Origin of the sequence: Streptomyces sp. CA-294286 (genome assembly GCF_050947155.1) — a bacterium.
In the GTDB taxonomy this organism is placed as follows: Bacteria; Actinomycetota; Actinomycetes; order Streptomycetales; family Streptomycetaceae; genus Streptomyces.
In genome coordinates this window covers 900,573-918,803 of sequence record NZ_CP192004.1, presented here as the reverse complement: position 1 = coordinate 918,803, position 18,231 = coordinate 900,573, and the positions used below count along the sequence as shown (strand labels likewise).

The 18,231-nt window shown below is 73.3% G+C and carries 6 protein-coding genes; 2 read left to right on the top strand and 4 right to left on the bottom strand.

Going from position 1 to position 18,231, the window contains the following annotated elements; genetic code table 11:
* Positions 1 to 159 precede the first annotated feature (159 nt).
* Complete coding sequence (locus ACQPZG_RS03985; RefSeq protein WP_433544348.1) at positions 160 to 1,140, bottom strand: thioesterase II family protein; 981 nt, start codon at positions 1,138 to 1,140, stop codon at positions 160 to 162.
* 262 nt (positions 1,141 to 1,402) lie between these two features.
* On the opposite strand from ACQPZG_RS03985, the gene ACQPZG_RS03980 reads away from it, so the two are divergent.
* Positions 1,403 to 2,707 carry an ATP-grasp domain-containing protein gene (locus tag ACQPZG_RS03980; protein ID WP_433544347.1) on the top strand — a complete coding sequence of 435 codons (1,305 nt, stop codon included), beginning with the start codon at positions 1,403 to 1,405 and terminating at the stop codon, positions 2,705 to 2,707.
* Positions 2,708 to 2,792: 85 nt separating this feature from the next.
* Positions 2,793 to 4,184 carry an MFS transporter gene (locus tag ACQPZG_RS03975; RefSeq protein ID WP_433544346.1) on the top strand — a complete coding sequence of 464 codons (1,392 nt, stop codon included), beginning with the start codon at positions 2,793 to 2,795 and terminating at the stop codon, positions 4,182 to 4,184.
* 136 nt (positions 4,185 to 4,320) lie between these two features.
* Here the strand turns inward: ACQPZG_RS03975 and ACQPZG_RS03970 are convergent, their stop codons facing one another.
* From ACQPZG_RS03970 to ACQPZG_RS03960, 3 genes are all read right to left on the bottom strand, one after another.
* Positions 4,321 to 5,367, bottom strand: coding sequence for a glucose 1-dehydrogenase (locus ACQPZG_RS03970; protein ID WP_433544345.1), 1,047 nt, complete (start codon positions 5,365 to 5,367; stop codon positions 4,321 to 4,323).
* A 255-nt stretch (positions 5,368 to 5,622) separates the two neighbouring features.
* Positions 5,623 to 16,965 carry an amino acid adenylation domain-containing protein gene (locus ACQPZG_RS03965; RefSeq protein WP_433544344.1) on the bottom strand — a complete coding sequence of 3,781 codons (11,343 nt, stop codon included), beginning with the start codon at positions 16,963 to 16,965 and terminating at the stop codon, positions 5,623 to 5,625.
* Positions 16,925 to 18,178, bottom strand: a complete 1,254-nt coding sequence (locus ACQPZG_RS03960; protein WP_433544343.1) for an MFS transporter — start codon at positions 18,176 to 18,178, stop codon at positions 16,925 to 16,927. The genes ACQPZG_RS03965 and ACQPZG_RS03960 overlap by 41 nt, the downstream gene beginning before the upstream one ends.
* Positions 18,179 to 18,231 lie beyond the last annotated feature (53 nt).

Below are 18,231 nucleotides of genomic sequence, written 5' to 3'. Positions count from 1 at the left end.
TGGGGAGTCGCTGCCGAAGGGCAGTCGTGGGTGCCGTCCGGGGCGGAGGCAGTCGTGTGCCTCGCCGGAGGGAGGGAAGGAGGAGCGCGGGCGGGGATGCCGGGCGCGGGCCCGGGGCCGCATGGCGGCGCTGTCAGCGCGCCCGCGCAGCGGCTTCGGTCAGCGGAGGGGAGCCGCGTCGGCTCTGTACCGTTCCGCGCCGGTGCTGAGGTGCCGGGCCCGGCCGCCGCCGAGAGTGCCGGTGAACTGCTGGATGTGCGAGGAGAGTTGTTGCAGGTGCGGGGCGCGCAGGACGCCGAAGTGGCCGGTGTCCAGGGAGTGGACGAAGACGTCCGCGAGGTGTGGCGACCAACGTCGGGCCTGCTGCGGGTCGTCACTGCCGGTGCAGGTGATCAGCAGGGTGCGGCCGGGATGCCGCCCCTCCGCGCGATAGCGGGTGCGGGCCTCAAGGTGGGCGTCGACGGTGCGCTCCATTCGGGCGAGAGCGTCCGTGTCCATGTGGGCCGCCGCCTCGGTCAGCACCTGCTGGCGTACGGCGGCGTAGGCCGCGGGGTTCCTGCCCACCGGTGCCGGGCTGCTGTCGATGAGCACCAGGTCGGGCGGGAGCACGCCGGTCAGTCGCCGCGCCGTCTCGAAGGCGAGCAGTCCGCCGAGCGACCAGCCGACGAACAGGTCGGGACGGGTGGGGAGGGCGGCCACCGCCTCGGCGTAACGGTCGGCCATGTCCGGTATCCGGGTGTCCGGTTCCTCGCCCTCCTCCAGGCCGAGCGCCCGGATGCCGTACACGGGGCCGTGGCGGGAGAGGTGGGCGACGAGACCCAGGCAGGGAAGGAGGCCGCCTCCCAGGGGAGGGAAGACGACGGTGCGGATGTCGCCGGCCCGCCTTCCCAGCGGTAACAGCAGCGACCTGCCTAAGCCGGCCCTCGTTTCGGTCTTCGCGCTGTGGCTCACAGATCCCCCCGGCTCGACGAGAGTGCGATCGGGACCGGTCGGTCTCGACCCGATGGTGTGCGGAGCGCCGAAACGCCGTGCGGTCCTTCGAGCGGTGCGCCGCCCTCCGGGTGGCCTCGGGCTTCGGCGGCCCGGCTCACCAGTTCCGCGTGCATGACACGTCACTTGAGTAACCAGCTGCGCGGGCATCACACACCACCCAGGGGCAAATGTGATCCACCTCACACCCTCCGGCGGGGGTGGGCATCCGGCTTGTCCGGGCGTTCACGCGCAGTCCACCTCGCAGGCCCCGGACCCCTTCGGGCACCCCTGCCCGGTCGCCGGCCGACCATGCGATTCTCCGGTCGGCCGGGCATGAATCCCGCTCAGCGGGAGACTCCTAACCTGTCCCGCGCCATCTCGTACCCCTTCGGATCGATCTCCCGCCGCCGCGCGGCGAGGAAGGGCCGCCATGTCTCACCTCCTCTTCGTGGAGACCACGGGTCTGGGCGTTCAGGCACTCGCCCACGCGAAGCGAAGCGGTCACACCGTGACCTACCTCCACTGCCCCCTCTACGACTTCACCGCCGCCCCTGCCCAACGCAGGGAAGCCATCCAACTCGCCGACCACGCGGCCCCGTTCACCGATCCCCTGGACGACGACGCGGTGTACGGAGCACTGCTCGCCTCCGGGGCGGATCCCCGAGGCGTCGACGCCGTGCTCTCCACGCTGAGCTACGGGGCGCAGGCCGCCGCAGACCTCGCCGCCCGCATCGGTGCGCGCGGCACCTCCCCGGCCGGCACCCTCGCGGCCCGGGACAAGGGCGAGTGCCGCCGCATCCTGCGCGAGCGCGGAGTGCCGAGCGTCGGCTTCCGCGTGGTCACCGACGCCGCCGAAGCGCTGGAGGCCGCCGAGGCGATCGGCTACCCGGTGATCGTGAAGCCCGTCCTCGGCATCGGGAAGGCCGTGACCTCCATCGCCCGCGAGCCCTCCGCCGTACGTGCCCACTTCGCCGCCGCGGCGGCGGAACGCGAGGAGCTCACCGAGGGCATGGCCCGGCAGCTCGACGAGCGGTACCTGGTCGAGGAACTGGTGACCGGGGACCTGTACTCCGTGGAGGTCGCCGCCTCCGAGGGACGCCTGGTCCCCCTCGTGTGCGCGAGCCGCAAGGTGAGCCGGGAGAACCCGGTACTGGAACTGGGCTGCACCGTCCCCTCCGGACTGCCGGCCGCCGACGAGGCCGCCCTCGGCCGCTACGCCGTCGAGGTCTGCCGCGCACTCGGACTCGACCTGGGCGTCTTCCACGTGGAGGTGATGCACACCCCGTCCGGCTTCCGGCTCATCGAGGTCAACCCGCGGCTGACGGGCGGCTCCCTGCCCGACACCATCAGCAGCGTCGCCGGGGTGGACGTGTTCGCCCTCCTGGTCGACCTGTTCCTCGGCGGGCCGCTGGACGAAGGACCGCTGCCGCTGCGGGGCTCGGCCTCGCACTCGTTCCTCGCCGCCCCGGAGAAGTTCACCGTGCCCGCTCACCTTCCCGACGACTGGTTCGCCCCCTTCCTCGCCCGACTCCACTCCGGCTACGCACGGGTGGGGGCCGGTGACGTGGTACCGCCCATGCGCACCAACTTCGACTCGTTCGGGATGCTGCGCGCCCTCGCCCCCACGCCGGCCGAGGCCGAGGCCGCGTGCTCGGCGGTCAAGGCCGACATCGAGGGCCTCTTCGGCTTCCCGCTGCTGGCCGAGCGGACTCGCACCCCGGCTCCGGTCGTGTGAGGCGCGACGGCCACCGGCGGACCACCGCGAACAGCGACAGCGCGTCCGGACGCGACGCGACCGGACCACACCGAACGGAGAAGACGTGCCCGACCGCCGCAAGCGCGCCGACGGCGACGCGACGTCCGGCACCCCACAGGCACCGGGCCCGACCCACGCGGCCACAGAGCAGGAGCCGACCGACACCGCACCCGCGCCCGACCGGGCCGACGGCCCGCCGGCACCGGAACCACAGGAAAACCAGGGGGACTTACCGCCGCGACGAGGTCTGTCGCTCGCCGTGTACCTCACCTCGGCGACGCTCGTGCGCTCGGCGAGCGGCGGCGCGCCTGTCGCGCTCGTCGCGCTGACGCTCCGGCCCGGTCACGGCGGGGCCGCGCTCGGCGGCGTCCTGGCGGCCCTGCTCACGCTGCCCAACATCGTCGGACCGTGGATGGCGCGCTGGCTGGAGGACGCCCGCGACCCCAGATGGCGGCTGGCGGCAGCCTTCGTCGTCTTCGGCGTGGTGCTCGCCGCCACCGGTCTGACACTCGACCGTCTGCCCGTCGTCCTGGTGGGTCTGCTCGTCGTCGTCGGCGGTCTCTGCAATCCACTGATGACGGGAGGGCTCAGCAGCCGGCTCGCGCTGATCGTCGGCGGGGACACCCGCGCCCAGCGCCGGGCCGAGGGGTGGGACTCGGCGACCTACGGAAGCAGCAACATCCTCGGTCCGCTCGCGGTCGCCGCGATCACCGCCGTCGCCGGGGCCCTGCACGCGGTCGTCGCGCTGGGCGCAGCCGGTGTGCTGGCCGGCCTGCTGATGTTCGCGCTCCCCAAGGAGCACCGGGACGCCGCCACGAGGCAGCGCTCGATGCCTGTACGGGATGCCCTCAAGGTGATCGTCCGGAAGGGCCCGCTGCGGCGCGTCATGGTCGCCACGATGATCACCTCGGTCAGTACCGGCGGTGTGATGGTGATCGCGGTGGTCTTCGGCCACCAGCTCCAGGGCTCGGCGGGCGCGGGCGCCGCCATCGGCGCCGCCTACGGCGTCGGCAACCTCTGCGGAGCGCTGCTGACCGGCGTGTTCCCGCTCACCGGGGAACCGGAGCGCTGGGTGCTGCGGCTGATCGCGGCGAACGCCGTGGCCGTCGGCCTCTGCGCGCTGGCACCCGGTTACGGCTTCGCCCTGGCGACCTTCGCCCTGGCGGGAGCGACGAGCGCGGTCCTGTTCACCGCGTCCCTGGCCGTGCGGTCGGTGCACTCTCCACCCAACGCCCGAGCGCAGGTGTTCGTGACGATGGCGGGGCTGAAGATGGCTGCCGGTTCGGCAGGCACGGCACTGGCGGGCACGCTGGTCGGCATCGGCCCGCGTCTCGCCCTGTGCCTCAACGCCCTCGTGGTCGCCTCGGCCGTCTCCCTCGCGCTGACCGACCTCTGGCTGTCCCGCCGCCGGTCGACCGCCGCGGGTCCCGAGGCCCCCTCGTCGCCAGCACAATGACGGTTCCCGGGGGCCGGGCAGCACCCGCGGCGGCGACTCCGACGCCTGATGCGGGTCCGCCCGGCTCGGACTCGCGCGGTCGGATACGTCAAGGCACGTGCACCGGCCGTGCACCGCGATGCACAGGGTGCGGCTTTCACAGATCGATGACCACTTTGACGTCGTCCGGCTGCGGCTGGAACGCCTCGACGGCGCGTTCCAGCGGCACCCGCCTGGTGATCAGACGCTCCAGCCAGGCCGGGTCGGCCTTCCCCAGTGCGTCGGCCGCCTGCCGGTAGTGCTGGAGGTTGGCGTTCACGGATCCCACGACGGCGTCGTTCTGCAGCACGATGTCCCGGTTGATCAGGCCGGCGTCCACGCTGAGGCGGCGGCCCGCGGGTGACACTCCGGTCAGGCACACCACCCCGTACGAGGCGGTCCCGCTCAGCGCGGCGAAGACCAGGCTGCCTGCTCCGGTGGCTTCGACGATGACGTCCGGGCACACCTTGTCGATCACCTGTGCGACGTCCCCGCTGTGGTAGGTGGCACCGAGATCCCGTACGAGCCGGGGCTTCGGCCCGTCGGTCACGCGGTCCAGGACATGGACGTCCAGGCCGCGCTGCGTACCGAGCAGAGCGGCCAGCAGACCGATCGGCCCGGCGCCGGTGACCAGAACCCGCCGCGGCTCGAACCAGGAGCGTCCCCCGACCCGCTCCACCTGTTCCCATGCCTTCGCCACGACCGAGGTGGGCTCCATCAGCACGCCGACGCGCTCCAGGGACGGCTGCAGCTTCACCGCGTAGCCGGGCTCCACGCACCAGAGCTGGGCGCCGTAGCCGTCGATCTCCTTGATGCCGCGCTCGGTGTAGCGGCCGTTGCGGCACATGTCGAACTCACCGTGGGCGCACGCGCCGCAGGGGACGGGATCCGGTCGGCGTACCACCCCGGCCACCAGGTCACCGGCCGAGAACCCGCTGCCCGGAGCGGCCCGCTCCACCCGGCCCAGGGACTCGTGCCCCAGGACGAGCCAGTCGCGGCCCGGCGGCGCCCAGCCGTACTCGCCGTTCGCGATCTCGCGGTCCGTTCCGCACACACCCACCGCCAGACCGCGCACCAGGAGCTCCCCGTTCGCCGGGGACGGATCGGGCAGTTCTCGTGCTTCCAGGGAGTTCTTCCGGCCGGGGCGTACGGTCAGTGCGCGCACGGGTGGCCCGCCTTTCTCCTCGCTCGTTCGTCATGCCTGTCCGTTTCCTCGACACGGGCATCCTGACGCGGGTACCCGTCGGGCGGGCCGACTCACCCTCCGGACGAGCGGCCCACCCGCACGGCCCACGGCCCCCTCGATCCGGTGAAGCTTCCCCGGGCAGGGTGACGGCCGGCCCTGCGGCTTCGGTGGCCGGCGGCACAGAACCTCCTCCGTTCGGCAATCCTGGTCGGAGCAGCGGTAGCTGACGCCCCGTCAGGGAAAGAGGGTCCGCAGCGAGCGGCCGGGCTCCTCCGTGACTTCGTGCAGGAGCTCGGTGAATCTCTTGCCCCACCCCTCGACGGTCGTACGGGCGAACAGGTCCGTGGAGTACTCGAAGGTGACCGTGAGGGCGTCCTGCCCGGGAACCAGAACGGCGTACAGCTCGTTGCGTGCCACACCCGAGGAGGGGAGGCTCCGTACCGATGCCGACACCGACCGCAGCTCCAGAGCGGGTGGCGGCGTGGTGACCACGGTGAACAGCACGGTCGGGAACAGGGAGTCCCCGGTACCGGGCGCGACCAGCTCGACGACCTCGGTCAGCGGCAGGTCCTGGTGGTCGAGGGCGGTGAAGAGGGCCGGCCCGAGCTGGGCCACGAGGTCGGCGAAGGTCGTGGCCTCACCGAGCCGGGCCCGCAGGAGGACCGCGTCGCCCAGCAACCCGACCACGTCCGCCCGCTCCCGTCGCGCGCGGTTGGCGCTCGACGCGGCCAGCACCACGTCCTTCGGGCTGCCGCACAGTCCGCCCAGCCAAGTGGCGAAGGTGGCAGCCAGCACGACGTACGGCGTGGTGCCCAGGCGAGTGGCGGTCTCCGCGAGCAGCCCGGGAACCGGCCCGTCGATGACCCAGGTGTGCAGCTCGCCGCGGCCCGACAGGGTGTCGGGGCGGGGCCGGTCGTACGGCAGCGCCGGACGCAACGGTACGCCGTCGAGTTCGGCGTGCCAGAACCGCTCCAGCTCCGCCCGGCGTGCGCCGCCCAGCTCGTGTTCCGCACGCGCGCAGTCCGTGAACTGCACGGCGGGAACGGCCGGCACGTCCACGGCGCCGTGGTCCCCTGCGTGGTAGAGCTCCTGCAGTTCGCGCCAGATGATTCCCATGGACCAGCCGTCGCAGACGGCGTGGTGGAACACGGTCACCAGGACCCAGCGGTCGGGACCGAGCCGCGCCAGCCGGAAGCGGAACAACGGCGCGCGGTCCATCGCCAGCGGCCGACCGGCCTGCTCGGCGCACCACCGCTCGACGGCCTCCGGGGCGTCGGCGTGCGCGGTCAGGTCGTCGACCGGGACCTCCACCGGCACGTCCGCCAGCACTTCGACGACGTGCTGCCCGTCGCGCCGTACGGCCCTGCCGCGCAGGGCGTGATGGCGTCCCACCAGCTCCTTGAGGGCCCACTCCAGACTCTGGGGGTCGAGGTCACCGTGCAGGTCGATGCGGTGCGCGACGTTGTAGACGCCCGGGTCGGCATGCTCGTGGTGGCGGTGCCACAGCCTGCGGAGGGTGGAGGTCATCGGCACGGTGTCGACCACCTGCCCGGCGCCGGCGCAGGTCACCGGGGGCACGGTGTCGACCACCTGCCCGGCGGGCCCGGCGGAGGTCAACGGCACGGTGCCCACCACCTGCCCGGCGGGCTCGGCGCGTTCCCTGTGTGCCGCGACGCCCCGGATGGTGGGGTCGAGGAAGAACCGGGCCATGGACAGCTCGACGCCCAGCTCGTCCGCCATGCGGTTGAGCAGCTTCATCGCGCTCAGCGAGTGACCGCCGAGTTCGAAGAAGGAGCGGGTCACCGGTGCCTGGGACATGCCCAGTTCGTCGCACCACACCTCGTGCAGCGCCTTCTCCAGGCGGGTGGCGGGCGGTGAGTCGGGGTGCCCGCTGCCGGCGTCGGTCCCGGGGACGGGCTCGGGCAGCCGGTCCCTGTCCAGTTTGCCCGAGGCGTTCACCGGGAGCCGGTCCAGGCGCACCCAGTGGCGGGGCACCAGATGGTCGGGGAGCCGCGCGGCCAACGCCGCGCGCACCTCGCGGAGGTCGTCCGCCGGCGGTGCGGGACGCGGTGCGGGAACGAGGTCGTCCGCCGACGGTGCGGGAACGACGTAGGCGACGAGTTCCCTGTCGCCGTACCGGTCTCGGCGTGACACCACGGCCGCATCGCGTACCCCCAAAAGCGCGCCGAGCGCTCCCTGGACCTCGGCGGGTTCGACGCGGTGCCCCCGGATCTTGACCTGCTCGTCGACGCGTCCGCAGTACTGGAGCGAACCGTCCGTACGCCAGCGTCCGAGGTCTCCCGTCCGGTACAGCGGCGAGTCCGCGTCGCGCAGGAATGCCGCGGCCGTCTCCGCGGGCCGTGCGTGATAGCCGTGCGCGACCGGTGTGCCGCCCACGTGGATCTCGCCGACGGCTCCCGGGGGCACCTCCCTCCCGGCTCCGTCCAGCAGCAGGATCCGGGCTCCCGGTATCGGCGTGCCGATCGGCGGCAGTTCCTCACCGCGGGGGTCGACGCGGTGGGAGGTGACGATGACGGACGTCTCCGTGGGCCCGTACTGGTTGTACAGCGCGCAGCTCGGGTGTGCGGCGAGGAAGCGGCGGAAGGCGTCGGACAGCCGCAGTGCCTCGCCGGCCGAGAACAGCTCGCGAAGGGCGGGCAGTTCGGGCCCGGTCTCGATCAGGTACCGCAACGGAGTGCTGGGCATGAAGATCCGCTGCACCCCGTGGCGGCGGGCCGTCTCCGTGACGGCCACGGGGTCGTGCCGGAGGTCGTCGTCGATCAGGACGAGCGCCGCTCCGGATCCCAGCGTGGTGAAGATCTCCTGCACGCTGACGTCGAAGGCGGCCGAGGTCCATTGCAGGGTGCGCAGCGGGGGGTGCCGGTCCAGGTGCCCGCGTACGAGGTTGACGGGGCCGCGGTGCGGGACGACGACCCCCTTGGGAAGGCCGGTCGAGCCCGAGGTGTAGATGCAGTACGCGGGGTCCTCGGGTCCTGGCCCGTCGGCCGGGGGATCCTCCGCGAGGGCGGTGTCGGCGTCGTCGACGAGTTGACGGGGCAGCCCGGTCGCCAGCTGGGCGTGCCCGGCGAGAGCGGCCTCGGAGGTGAGCAGCAGCACGGGCGCGCCGTCGTCGAGGAGCGCCGCGAGCCGAGGGGTGGGAACGGAGGGGTCGAGGGGCAGATAGGCGGCCCCGCTCTTGAGCACGCCCAGCAGGGCGGTGATCAGCTGCGGGCCGCGCGGCAGCAGCAGTGCCACGCGCTCACCGCGTACGGCTCCCCGTGCGCGCAGACGCCGGGCGAGTGCGTTCGCGCGCATGTCCAGCTCGCGGTAGCTCACGCTTCCCGCGTCGCTCACCAGGGCGACGCCGTCCGGAGTGCGCCGGGCCTGCTGTTCGAACAGCCCGTGCAGGGTGTCGGCGACGGCGGGCGTCGGCTCGTCCAGACGTCCCAGCCCGGCCAGGAGCGTGCGGTCGGCTTCGGTCACGGCGGTCAGCGCGTGCAGCGGTGCGCCGGGGTCGTCGAGCGCGCGGCGCAGCACCTGCTCCATGGAGTGGACCAGGCGGCGTACGAACGGCTCGTCGAAGAGGGCCGTGTCGTACTCGACCATGCACCGCACGCCGGTGCGGTGGTGCGTCAGGTAGATGCTGAGGTCGAACGGGGCGCGTGCGCTCGGCACGTCGAGGAGCGTGGCCGTCAGCCGGGGCGGATCGAAGCTCACCGTGCTCTCGTTCTCGTACTCGACCATCACCTGGAAGAGCGGGTTCCGTCCCGGGTCGCGGCGTGGGTTGAGCGCCCCGACCAGTTCGTCGAAGGGGACGTCACAGTGTTCGTACGCCGCGGTGCTGCTGGCCCGCACCCGGTGCAGCAGCGTCGGGAAGTCCGGGTCGCCCGTCAGGTCGAGCCGCAGGGGCACGGTGCTGAGGAACAGGCCGATGGCATCGTCGGCGCCGGCGGGCCGGTCGGCGACCGCGGTGCCGACGACCACGTCCTGCTGTCCGCTGAACCGGCTGAGCACCGCTGCGACGGCACTGGTCAGCGCCATGAAGGGAGTGGCCCGGTGCGCGGCGGCGAACGCCTTCACTCCGCGTACGAGCTCGGCGTCGAGTTCGTACGTGAGGGCGGCTCCCGCACCGCTTCTGACCTCGGGACGTGGCCGGTCCGTGGGCAGGGAGAGGTCCGCGGCCCCGTCGAGTTCACGCCGCCAGAAGTCCAGGGAACCGGCGTGGTCCGAGGGGCGGGCGGGGAGCACCGGGGGCAGGGGCGGCAACTGCAGTTCGCCGTGCGGGAAGCCGCGGTAGAGGGCGGCGAGGTCGCGGACCAGTACCGCTGTGGAGGAGGAGTCGAAGGCGATGTGGTGGACCAGCAGGAAGAGCAGGTGGCGCTCCTCCGACAGGCGCAGCAGCCGGGCGGTGAGCAGCGGCCCGTCGCAGAGGTCGAGCATCCCGTTCGCTTCGTCGGCGAGGGCGGCGCGCAGGGCTTCTTCCTCCGTGGCCCCGGTGCGGTCCACGAGGGGACACTCGATCCGTAGGTGGTCGTGGGTCTCCTGGTAGGGGGTTCCGTCGGTGTCGCGGAAGACGGTGCGCAGCACCGGGTGCCGGTCGGCGACCCGCTGCAATGCCCATTGGAGCGCCGGCACGTTCAGCCGGCCGTCCAGGCGGATCGCCTTGGGCTCGTGGTACATGGCGGTCCCGGGGTGGAGCTGCTCCAGGAACCAGATGCGGCGTTGCGCGGGAGAGAGCGGCGACCGCTCGGGCGCGGACGCCGTCTCCTTCCCGGCACCGGAGGGCGTCCGGGCCCGGCGGCGGACCCGGTCGAGCACCGGCAGAGCGGCGAGGACCTGTTCCTTGGGCACGCCGAAGTCCACGAAGCAGGCGATCTCGTCCGCTCCGGCGTCCACCAGGCGGCGCACCGTCTCGGCCGCGGTGTGCTCGTCGCCGATCAGGGCGCGTGAGTCGCAGTAGCGTGCGTAGGCGCGCTCCAGCAGGAACTCCACGTCCTCCTCGGGCGTGTTGTCGAGGTCGGCGGTGAGGCCGAGGCTGTTGGCGACCTGGTCGAAGAGGGACAGCGAGGAACGCAGGTACGACACGAACGGCCGGAACGCCTCGGCGCGTGCATGGTCCGCGTCGTCGGCGAGGTAGGTGTGCACCAGCACCACGACCCGGCCGGCGGCGGGATCGAGTCCGTGCTCGGCGCGTGTGCGCCGGTACAGCGCGATGTTCTCCGCGAGCTGCTCCACCGTCTGGGTCATCAGGTTGGTGACCACGCCCAGGCCCTCTGCGGCTGCGCGGCGGTAGCTGTCGGGGTTGCCCACCACCGCGACGTACAGGGGCAGTTGTTGCTGCACCGGGCGGGGGTGCAGGCGTATCTCCACGGGTTCGCCGTCTCCCGCGGTCGCCCGCAGGGGCTGCCCCGACCACAGGTGACGCACGGTCTCCAGCTGCTCGTACATCACGTCGCGGTGCCGGCCGAAGTGCTGGGGGGCCAGCGCGAAGTCGGTGGCGTGCCACCCGCTGGCGACGCACAGGCCCGCGCGTCCCCCGGAGATGTTGTCCACCACGGACCACTCCTCGGCCACCCGGACCGCGTGGTGCAGCGGGAGGACGACCGAACCCGCGTGCAGCCGGATACGGCTGGTACGGGAGGCGAGCGCGGCGGCGAGCACGGAGGGGTTGGGGAAGAGCGCGCCGAAAGAGTTGAAGTGCCGCTCGGGGAGCCACAGGGCGTGGAAGTCGTGCGCGTCCGCGAACGTCGCGGCCTCCATGATGAGCGCGTACTTGTCGTGGTCGGTGTCCTGGGGGTAGTCGCCGAAGAAGTACAGGCTGAAGTCGGTCCCAGTGGTCGACGCACGGTCGGCGGGGGCCGCGAGGGCGGCCGGTACGGAGGGCGGAGCCGCGGCGCGCGGGCGAGCCGGTGCCGAGGCCGGCGTGGCGACGGGAACGGGGACAGGGGCGGGGGCGGCGACAGGGGCGGGAACGGGGACAGGGGCAGAGACGGAAGGAGAGACGGGGACGGCGACAGGCGCGGGGGCGGGTTCGGGGGCGGCAGGGGCAGTGGTGGGCTTGAGGACATCGAGTTGGCGGGAGATCACACCGGCCACCTGGTCGATGAGCTGTTCCGTCAGTTGCAGCTGCCTGTGGAACAGCTCATGGAGTTCCGCGGGTGCTGCCGGAGCGGGCACGGGAGCCGCGGGCTCGGGAGCAGGCGGGGAAGCGGGGGGCTCAGGAGCGGACGCTGCGGGCCCCGGGGCGGGGGCTGCGGGCGCAGGACCGGACGCTGCGGGCCCCGGGGCGGGGGCTGCGGGCGCAGGACCGGACGCTGCGGGCCCCGGGGCGGGGGCTGCGGGCGCAGGACCGGACGCTGCGGGCCCCGGGGCGGACGCGGGGGCTGCGGGCTGCGGCGCAGGGCGCGACCGCTGCCGGTCCTCCCCCTGGTACGGCTCCCCGCGGCCGGTCGTGTCGCCCCGCAACCGCGCCAGGTGTTCGGTCAGGCGGCGTGGGGTGTCGGCCGAGGAGAACAACTCCCGTACGGGGATGCGCACTCCGTACCGCTGCTGAAGTTCCGTCGTCAGTCCCATCAGGGAGAGCGAGTCCGCGCCGAGGGCGAAGAACGAACTGTCGGGTGCGACATCGGCTGCGTCGCTGCCGAGCTGGTCGGCGGTCAGCCGCCGCACTTCGGCGAGCAGGTCGTCCGGGGCTCCCGGTTCCTGGGAGGTGGCCGGTCGCTGCGGGGCGCTCTGCGGTGCCTTCGTCGGCGACGCGGCCCGGTAGGGCACCTGGCGCCGCCGCAGCGGGTGTCCGGGCAGAGGCACCCTGCCCCCGCCGCCGTTGACCGCTCGCCAGTCCGGTTCGGCTCCCCGGCAGTACAGCGAGCCCAGGGCCGTGAGGAGCCCGGTCAGTTGGCCGACCGGCCCGGTGCCCGGCCCTTGGCCGCTGAACCAACGGCTGTCCGGTCGGCAATGCCGGCCCATGCCGGTGAGGACGTGTCCGGCGCCGATCTCCAGGAAGTCCTCGCACCCCTCCCCCGCCGCGGTGTCCATGGCCAGGTCGAAGCGGACCGGTTCCCGTGCCTGGCGGCAGAGGTACGTGGTGTCGGGCGTCCAGCCCGCGGGGCGGAGCCGGCCGTCGAGCGCGGTCACCAGCGGTGTGTGCAGCGGGGCGAACGCCACGCGTTCGGCATGGATGCGGAAGTCCCGCAGCGCCCGTTCGACCGAGGCCGAGTGGAACGCCCTGTCGACGGGCAGCGCCTGCCATCGCAGACCCTCCCGGTCGAACAGCCGCCCCGCCTCCTCGACGGCCTGCGGCGATCCGGAGATCACCTGGGCGCGCGGGCCGTTGACCGCGGCCAGTTCGGCCCCGGCCGCCTGCGCGAGGGCCTGCGCCCGAGCCGGGTCGGCGACGACCGCGAGCATCCCGCCCGGCGGGCACGCCGCGTGCATGATCCGCCCGCGCCATGCCGTGAGCCGCAACCCGTCGTCCAGGCTCAGCGCGCCGCCCGCGTACAGGGCCGCGTATTCGCCCACGCTGTGGCCGAGCAGCAGTGCGGGGCGGATGCCGTGGGCGCGCCACGCCTCGACGAGTGCCGCCTGGTGGGCGAACAGGGCGGCCTGTGCGGTCTCGGTGGGCCAGACGCCGTCCTCGGCGCCGGACTCGTCGAGCAGCAGGGGAAGGAGGGAGACGCCGAACTCGGCGGTGTGGATCTCCTCGCACCGGTCGAGTGTCCGCCGGGCCGCCGGAGAGGCGGCGTGGATGCCGCTCGCCATGCCCCGGCGTGCGCTTCCCTGTCCGGAGAACGCGAAGGCGAGCGGGCCGTTTGCCGCCCGCGGCGGGACGTCCACGACGTGGCCCGGCTCGCTCGCCTGCGCGTGGGCGTCGAGCGCGTGGGCGAGCTCCGCCGCCGTCCGGCCGACGGCCGTGGTCCGTACCGGGTGGTGCGGTCTGCCGAGTGCCAGGGTGGCCGCCACGTCGGCGGCCGCGAGTTCCGGCTGCTGCCGCAACCGGTCGCGGAGCCTGCCGGTGAGTTCGGCCAGGGCATCTGCGTCGCGGGCCGACACCGGTACCAGTACGGGCAGTTCGGCCGCGGCCGACCGCTTCGCGTCCGGGTCGGGGGCCTCCTCCAGCACCACATGGGCGTTGGTGCCGCCGACGCCCAGTGCGCTGACCCCGGCACGGCGCGGCACGCCCTGCCGGGCGGGCCACGGCCGCAGCTCGGTGGACAGGACCAGCGGGCCGCCTTCGAGACGGAGTTCCGGGTTGGGCCGGGTCAGGTGCAGCGTCGGCACGAGGGTGCGGTGCCGCAGCATGAGAACGGTCTTGATCAGACCGGCCATTCCCGCGCAGCTGTCCAGGTGGCCGATGTTCGGCTTCACCGATCCGACCGCGCAGAACGCCGTGCGCGGCGTGCCCTCGCCGAGCGCCCTGCCGAGTGCTTCCAGTTCCACCGGATCACCGAGGCGTGTGCCCGTCCCATGCGCCTCCACATAGCTGATCGTGTCGGCCGGCACGTCCGCCCTGCGCAGCGCCTGGCGTACGACCTCGACCTGCCCGGCGACGCCGGGCGCGGTGAACCCGACCTTGCCCGCGCCGTCGTTGTTGACCGCGGAGCCCAGGATCACCGCGTGCACGGTGTCGCCGTCGGCCAGGGCCCGGTCGAGCCTCTTGAGCAGGACGACGGCCACGCCGTTGCCGCCCACGGTGCCGTCGGCCTCCGCGTCGAAGGCGCGGCAGCGTCCGGTGGGCGAGAGGATGGAGCCCGGGTGACTGCGGTAGCCGGTCTCCTGGGGGAGGTGCACGGCGGCGGCTCCCGCCAGGGCCAGGTCGGCGTCGCCGCTCAGCAGCGCCTGGACCGCGAGGTGCACGGCCACCAGCGAGGTGGAGCAGGCGGTCTGGACGCCGATGGCGGGGCCGGTGAGCCCGAGCCGGTAGGCGGCCCGGGTGGCGAGGAAGTCCGGCTGCTGTCCGATCGCGGCCTGCATTCCGGTGGCCGGGGCGGCGTCGTCGTCGGGAGCACCGGTCGTGGGCGGGTGCTGGTGGTCGTAGAGGTTCATGCCCGTTCCCGCGAACACCCCCACCCTCGTGCCCGGTTCGGTCGCCGCGTAGCCGCCGTCCTCAAGGGCTTCGTGGCAGCACTCCAGGAAGAGCCGGTGCGCGGGGTGGGTGAGCCCGGCCTCCTTGGGGCTCATGCCGAAGTGGTCCGCGTCGAAGTCCTCGACGGCGTCGAGGACTCCGGCGACCGGCACCAGGTCGGGGGCACCGTGCTGCCACGGATCCACACCCGCCGAGGCGAGCTCGGCCTCGTCGAAGACGCGGACGCTGTCCACGCCGTCGCGCAGGTTGGCCCAGAACCGGTCCGCCGAGTCGGCTCCGGGAAAGCGCAGCGACAACCCGACGACGGCGACGCGCTGCTCCGCGGCGCCCGTCGGGGCGGCGCCGGAGGCCGCGGGCCCGGACCCTTCCCGGGCGGTCGCAGCCAGGTGCGCGGCGAGCGCGTCGGCCGTGGGATGTTCGAAGAACGCGGTCTGGGCGATGTTCTTCGCGAGCCGTTGCTCCAAGCGGGACCGCAGGCGTACGAGGAGCACGGAGGTCAGACCGAGTTCGTAGAACGGCACGCGCGCGTCCACCGGGCGCCCGAGCACGGCGGCGATCTCCTCCTGGACGATCCGTGCCGTGCCGACGCGGTCGCCGTCGGCGGGGGTGGGGATGGGGGCGGAGGTGGAGGCGGGGCCGGGGGCGGGGGCGGGGGCGGGGGCGCTTCGGGGGGCGGGTGCGTTGCCTGCGTTCTGTGTGCCCTGTGCGTCCCGTGGGGTCCCCGCGTCCCGTGCGTCACGTACGTGGCGTGCGTCCCGTGGACCCCCCGCATCCCGTGGCTCCCGTATGCCCCCGGCGACCAGACGGTCACGGAGCTCGGCGCGGCGCACCTTGCCCGCGGGGGTCCTCGGGAAGTCGCCCCCCGGGACGGGGAGGACATGGGCGGCGGTGAGGCGCAGACGGGCGAACAGCGCTGCTCCCACCTCACGTGCGAGGCGCGCGTCTTCGTCCGCGTCGCCGCGGCTCACGAAGAACACCGCGAGTTCTTCGGTGCCGCTGTCCGCGTGCGGGATGCCGCAGGCGGCCACCTCGCCCTGCCGGACGCCGACGACGGCGGTGGCGGCCTCTTCCACCTCGTGGCAGTAGACGTTGTGCCCGTTGAGAATGATCATGTCCTTGCGTCGGCCGGTGATCACGACCTGTCCGCCGTCGAGGAAGGCGAGGTCTCCGGTGTCCAGCCACTCCCGCCCGGCGGGGAAGGCATCGGCGTCCGCCTCCGGGTTGTTCACGTAGCCGGGGGTGAGCCGGGCCGCGCAGTGCACCTGGAGCCGGCCGATCCTGCCCGCGGGCGCGGGTTCGCCGCGGTCGTCCACGACGCGCAGGGTGACCCCGTGCGCGGGCGAGCCGGCCGCGACGAAGGTGACGCAGTCGTCCTCCGGGGTATCCCCGTCGGCCCTGACCAGGTCGCCGCCGAGGCTGCTCTTGAGCAGGCGGTGTACGGTGCCCGGCTGGTCGAGCCGCCCGTACGTGACGGCCGTGACCGTCTCGGCCATCCCCCACACCGGCACGATGTGGCGGTCCCTCATCCCGGACGCGGCGGTGGCGTCGAGGAAGCGGCGCAGCACCGGGAGGACGATCTGCTCGCCCCCGCACAGCAGGGACTTGACGCCACTGAGGTCCCGGCGCCCCTCCGGGTGCTCGGCGAGCGCGTCCGCGACGAGTCCGTAGGCGAACGTGGGCGCCCAGCTGTGCTGCGCGCCGTGCTCCTCCATGAGGTCCAGCCAGCGCAACGGCTGGGCCAGGACCGTCTCGGTGGGCGCGTGGACGTTGGTGCACCCCGCGAAAACCGCGAGCAGGTGGTAGAGCAGGAACGCGCCGCTGTGGTCGACCGGGAGCCAGTTCACCATGGTGTCGTCCGGGCGTACGTCCAGAATGCGCCTGCTGCTGGCGGCGAAGTCCGCCAGGCCGGCGTGGGTGAGCCGAGCAGCCTTGGGCACACCGGTGCTGCCCGAGGACAGCATCAGCAACGCGTCGTCGGAGCCCGCCGGATCGATGCGGTCGTCCGCGAGTGACGCGTCGGCGCAGTCCCCCGCGATGACCACCCGCATCTGCGGCGCGACGAGCGCCAGGTCCTGCGCTCCGGCCGCGTCGCTGACCACCATCGGCCGGTCCAGTGTCGCGGAGGCGTGGAGGAGGCGTTCGAGCGCCGGGGAACCCGGTGTGGCGCGGTCGGCGATCGCAACGGGCCGGGCGCCGCCGAGCTGGCAGGCCCAGAAGGCGGTGAAGAACTCCGTGAGCGGCAGCCCGCACAGCACCACCGTGTCACCGGTGCGCAACCCGTGCTCCCGCAACCCGGTGAGCGTCCGGCGGGCCCGTGAGAGCAGGTCGGGGTACGACAGGGTGGTCGTGGAACCGTCGGGGGCGACGGTGACGACGCCCGCGCCGGTGGCCGAGTGCGCGGCACGCCGCAGCGCGTCCACCGCGTTCCGCGGGTCGCCCTCGGTGTGTTCCGGCTCAAGCCCCCGGCAGAGCGCCTGTCCCCGTACGCGTTCCATGCGTGTCCCCTTCTTCTCCACTTGCGGACGGCGGCCGGGCCCTGAAAGGGCGGCCTCCGGCGAACAGCAGCAGAACCAGAGCCCCGCACATCGCCGCGCCGTGGAAGGCGCCGACGACCGTGAGCGCGGGCAGCGCTTCGAGAGCCGCCGCGGCCAGCACGGCGCCCACCGCGAATCCGGCGGTCTCGGCCGTGGCGGACAGCCCGAACAGGCGGCTGCGCTGCCGGTCGGGCGCCGCCTGCAGGCGCGAGGTGTAGATGATCTCGGTCCAGCCGTCCGCGAACCCGGCCGCCGCAGCGGCCAGCATCAGTGCCGGGGCGGCCGGACCGGTGAACGCCGCCACGAAGGAGAGCGACATGGCGAACGTACCCACCGCGAAGGCCCGTTCACCCCATGTCGAGCCGTGCCGACTGCGTCTGAGCACGAAGTGCGCGGTGATGGTGCCGAGGGCCCACGCGACCCAGAACCTGGTCATGAAGAGGGCCGGTTCGGACGGAGCCGTGGAGTGCGCGACCAGGGGCAGTGCGACGTTGTGCGACGAGGACGCCAACGCGTCGACGCCCCGGAGCAGGACCATGCCGAGCAGCAGGGCGGGCAGACCGGCGAACCCGCGCCATCGACGTGCACCGCGGGCGTCAGGGTCGTGCTCGGCGCTTTCGTGCCCGTCGTCCATGTGGTCGCCGTCCGTGCGCGGCCGGAGCACGAGCAGGGCGACCGCGGAGACCACGAAACTCGCGGCGTTGAGGGCGAAGGCGGTGGCGAAACCTCCCGCCGCGATGACCGGGGCCGCGGAGGCGAAGCCCAGTACGGTGGCTATGGAACGCGCCGTGACCAGCAGCCCGTTGGCCTGTGTGCGGCTCTCCTGACCGACCATCGCGGGTACCGCGCTGCGCAACCCGACGGTGAAGAGGACGTTCCCCGCCCCCAGGACGACGGCGGCACAGCCGAGCAGCCAAGTCGGCGTACTGGAGGCGCACAGCGCCAGTACGACCATGACGACCGCCTGGGCCGCGTCGGCGCCGATCATCACCAGCCGCCGCGAGGTCCTGGCCAGCAGTGCCCCGGCGGCGAGTCCGGCGAGCGAGCCGGCGAACAGGCGTAACGCCAGTAACATCCCCACGCCGTAAGCGGTGCCGGTGACCTCGTAGGAGAACAGGCTGAGGGCGATCAGGTTGAGGTAGTTGCCGTAGCCGGACACCGCGTGTGCGCACACGAGCGCACGGAACCGCCGGTCCAGATCACCCACTGTGCCCCCGCCATGTGCGA

Bases quoted from the DNA above. Each gene is read 5' to 3' on its own strand.
- ACQPZG_RS03980 (WP_433544347.1), top strand. From the start codon at position 1,403: ATGTCTCACCTCCTCTTCGTGGAGACCACGGGTCTGGGCGTTCAGGCA.
- ACQPZG_RS03985 (WP_433544348.1), bottom strand. From the start codon at position 1,140: ATGCCCGCGCAGCTGGTTACTCAAGTGACGTGTCATGCACGCGGAACT.
- ACQPZG_RS03965 (WP_433544344.1), bottom strand. From the start codon at position 16,965: ATGGAACGCGTACGGGGACAGGCGCTCTGCCGGGGGCTTGAGCCGGAA.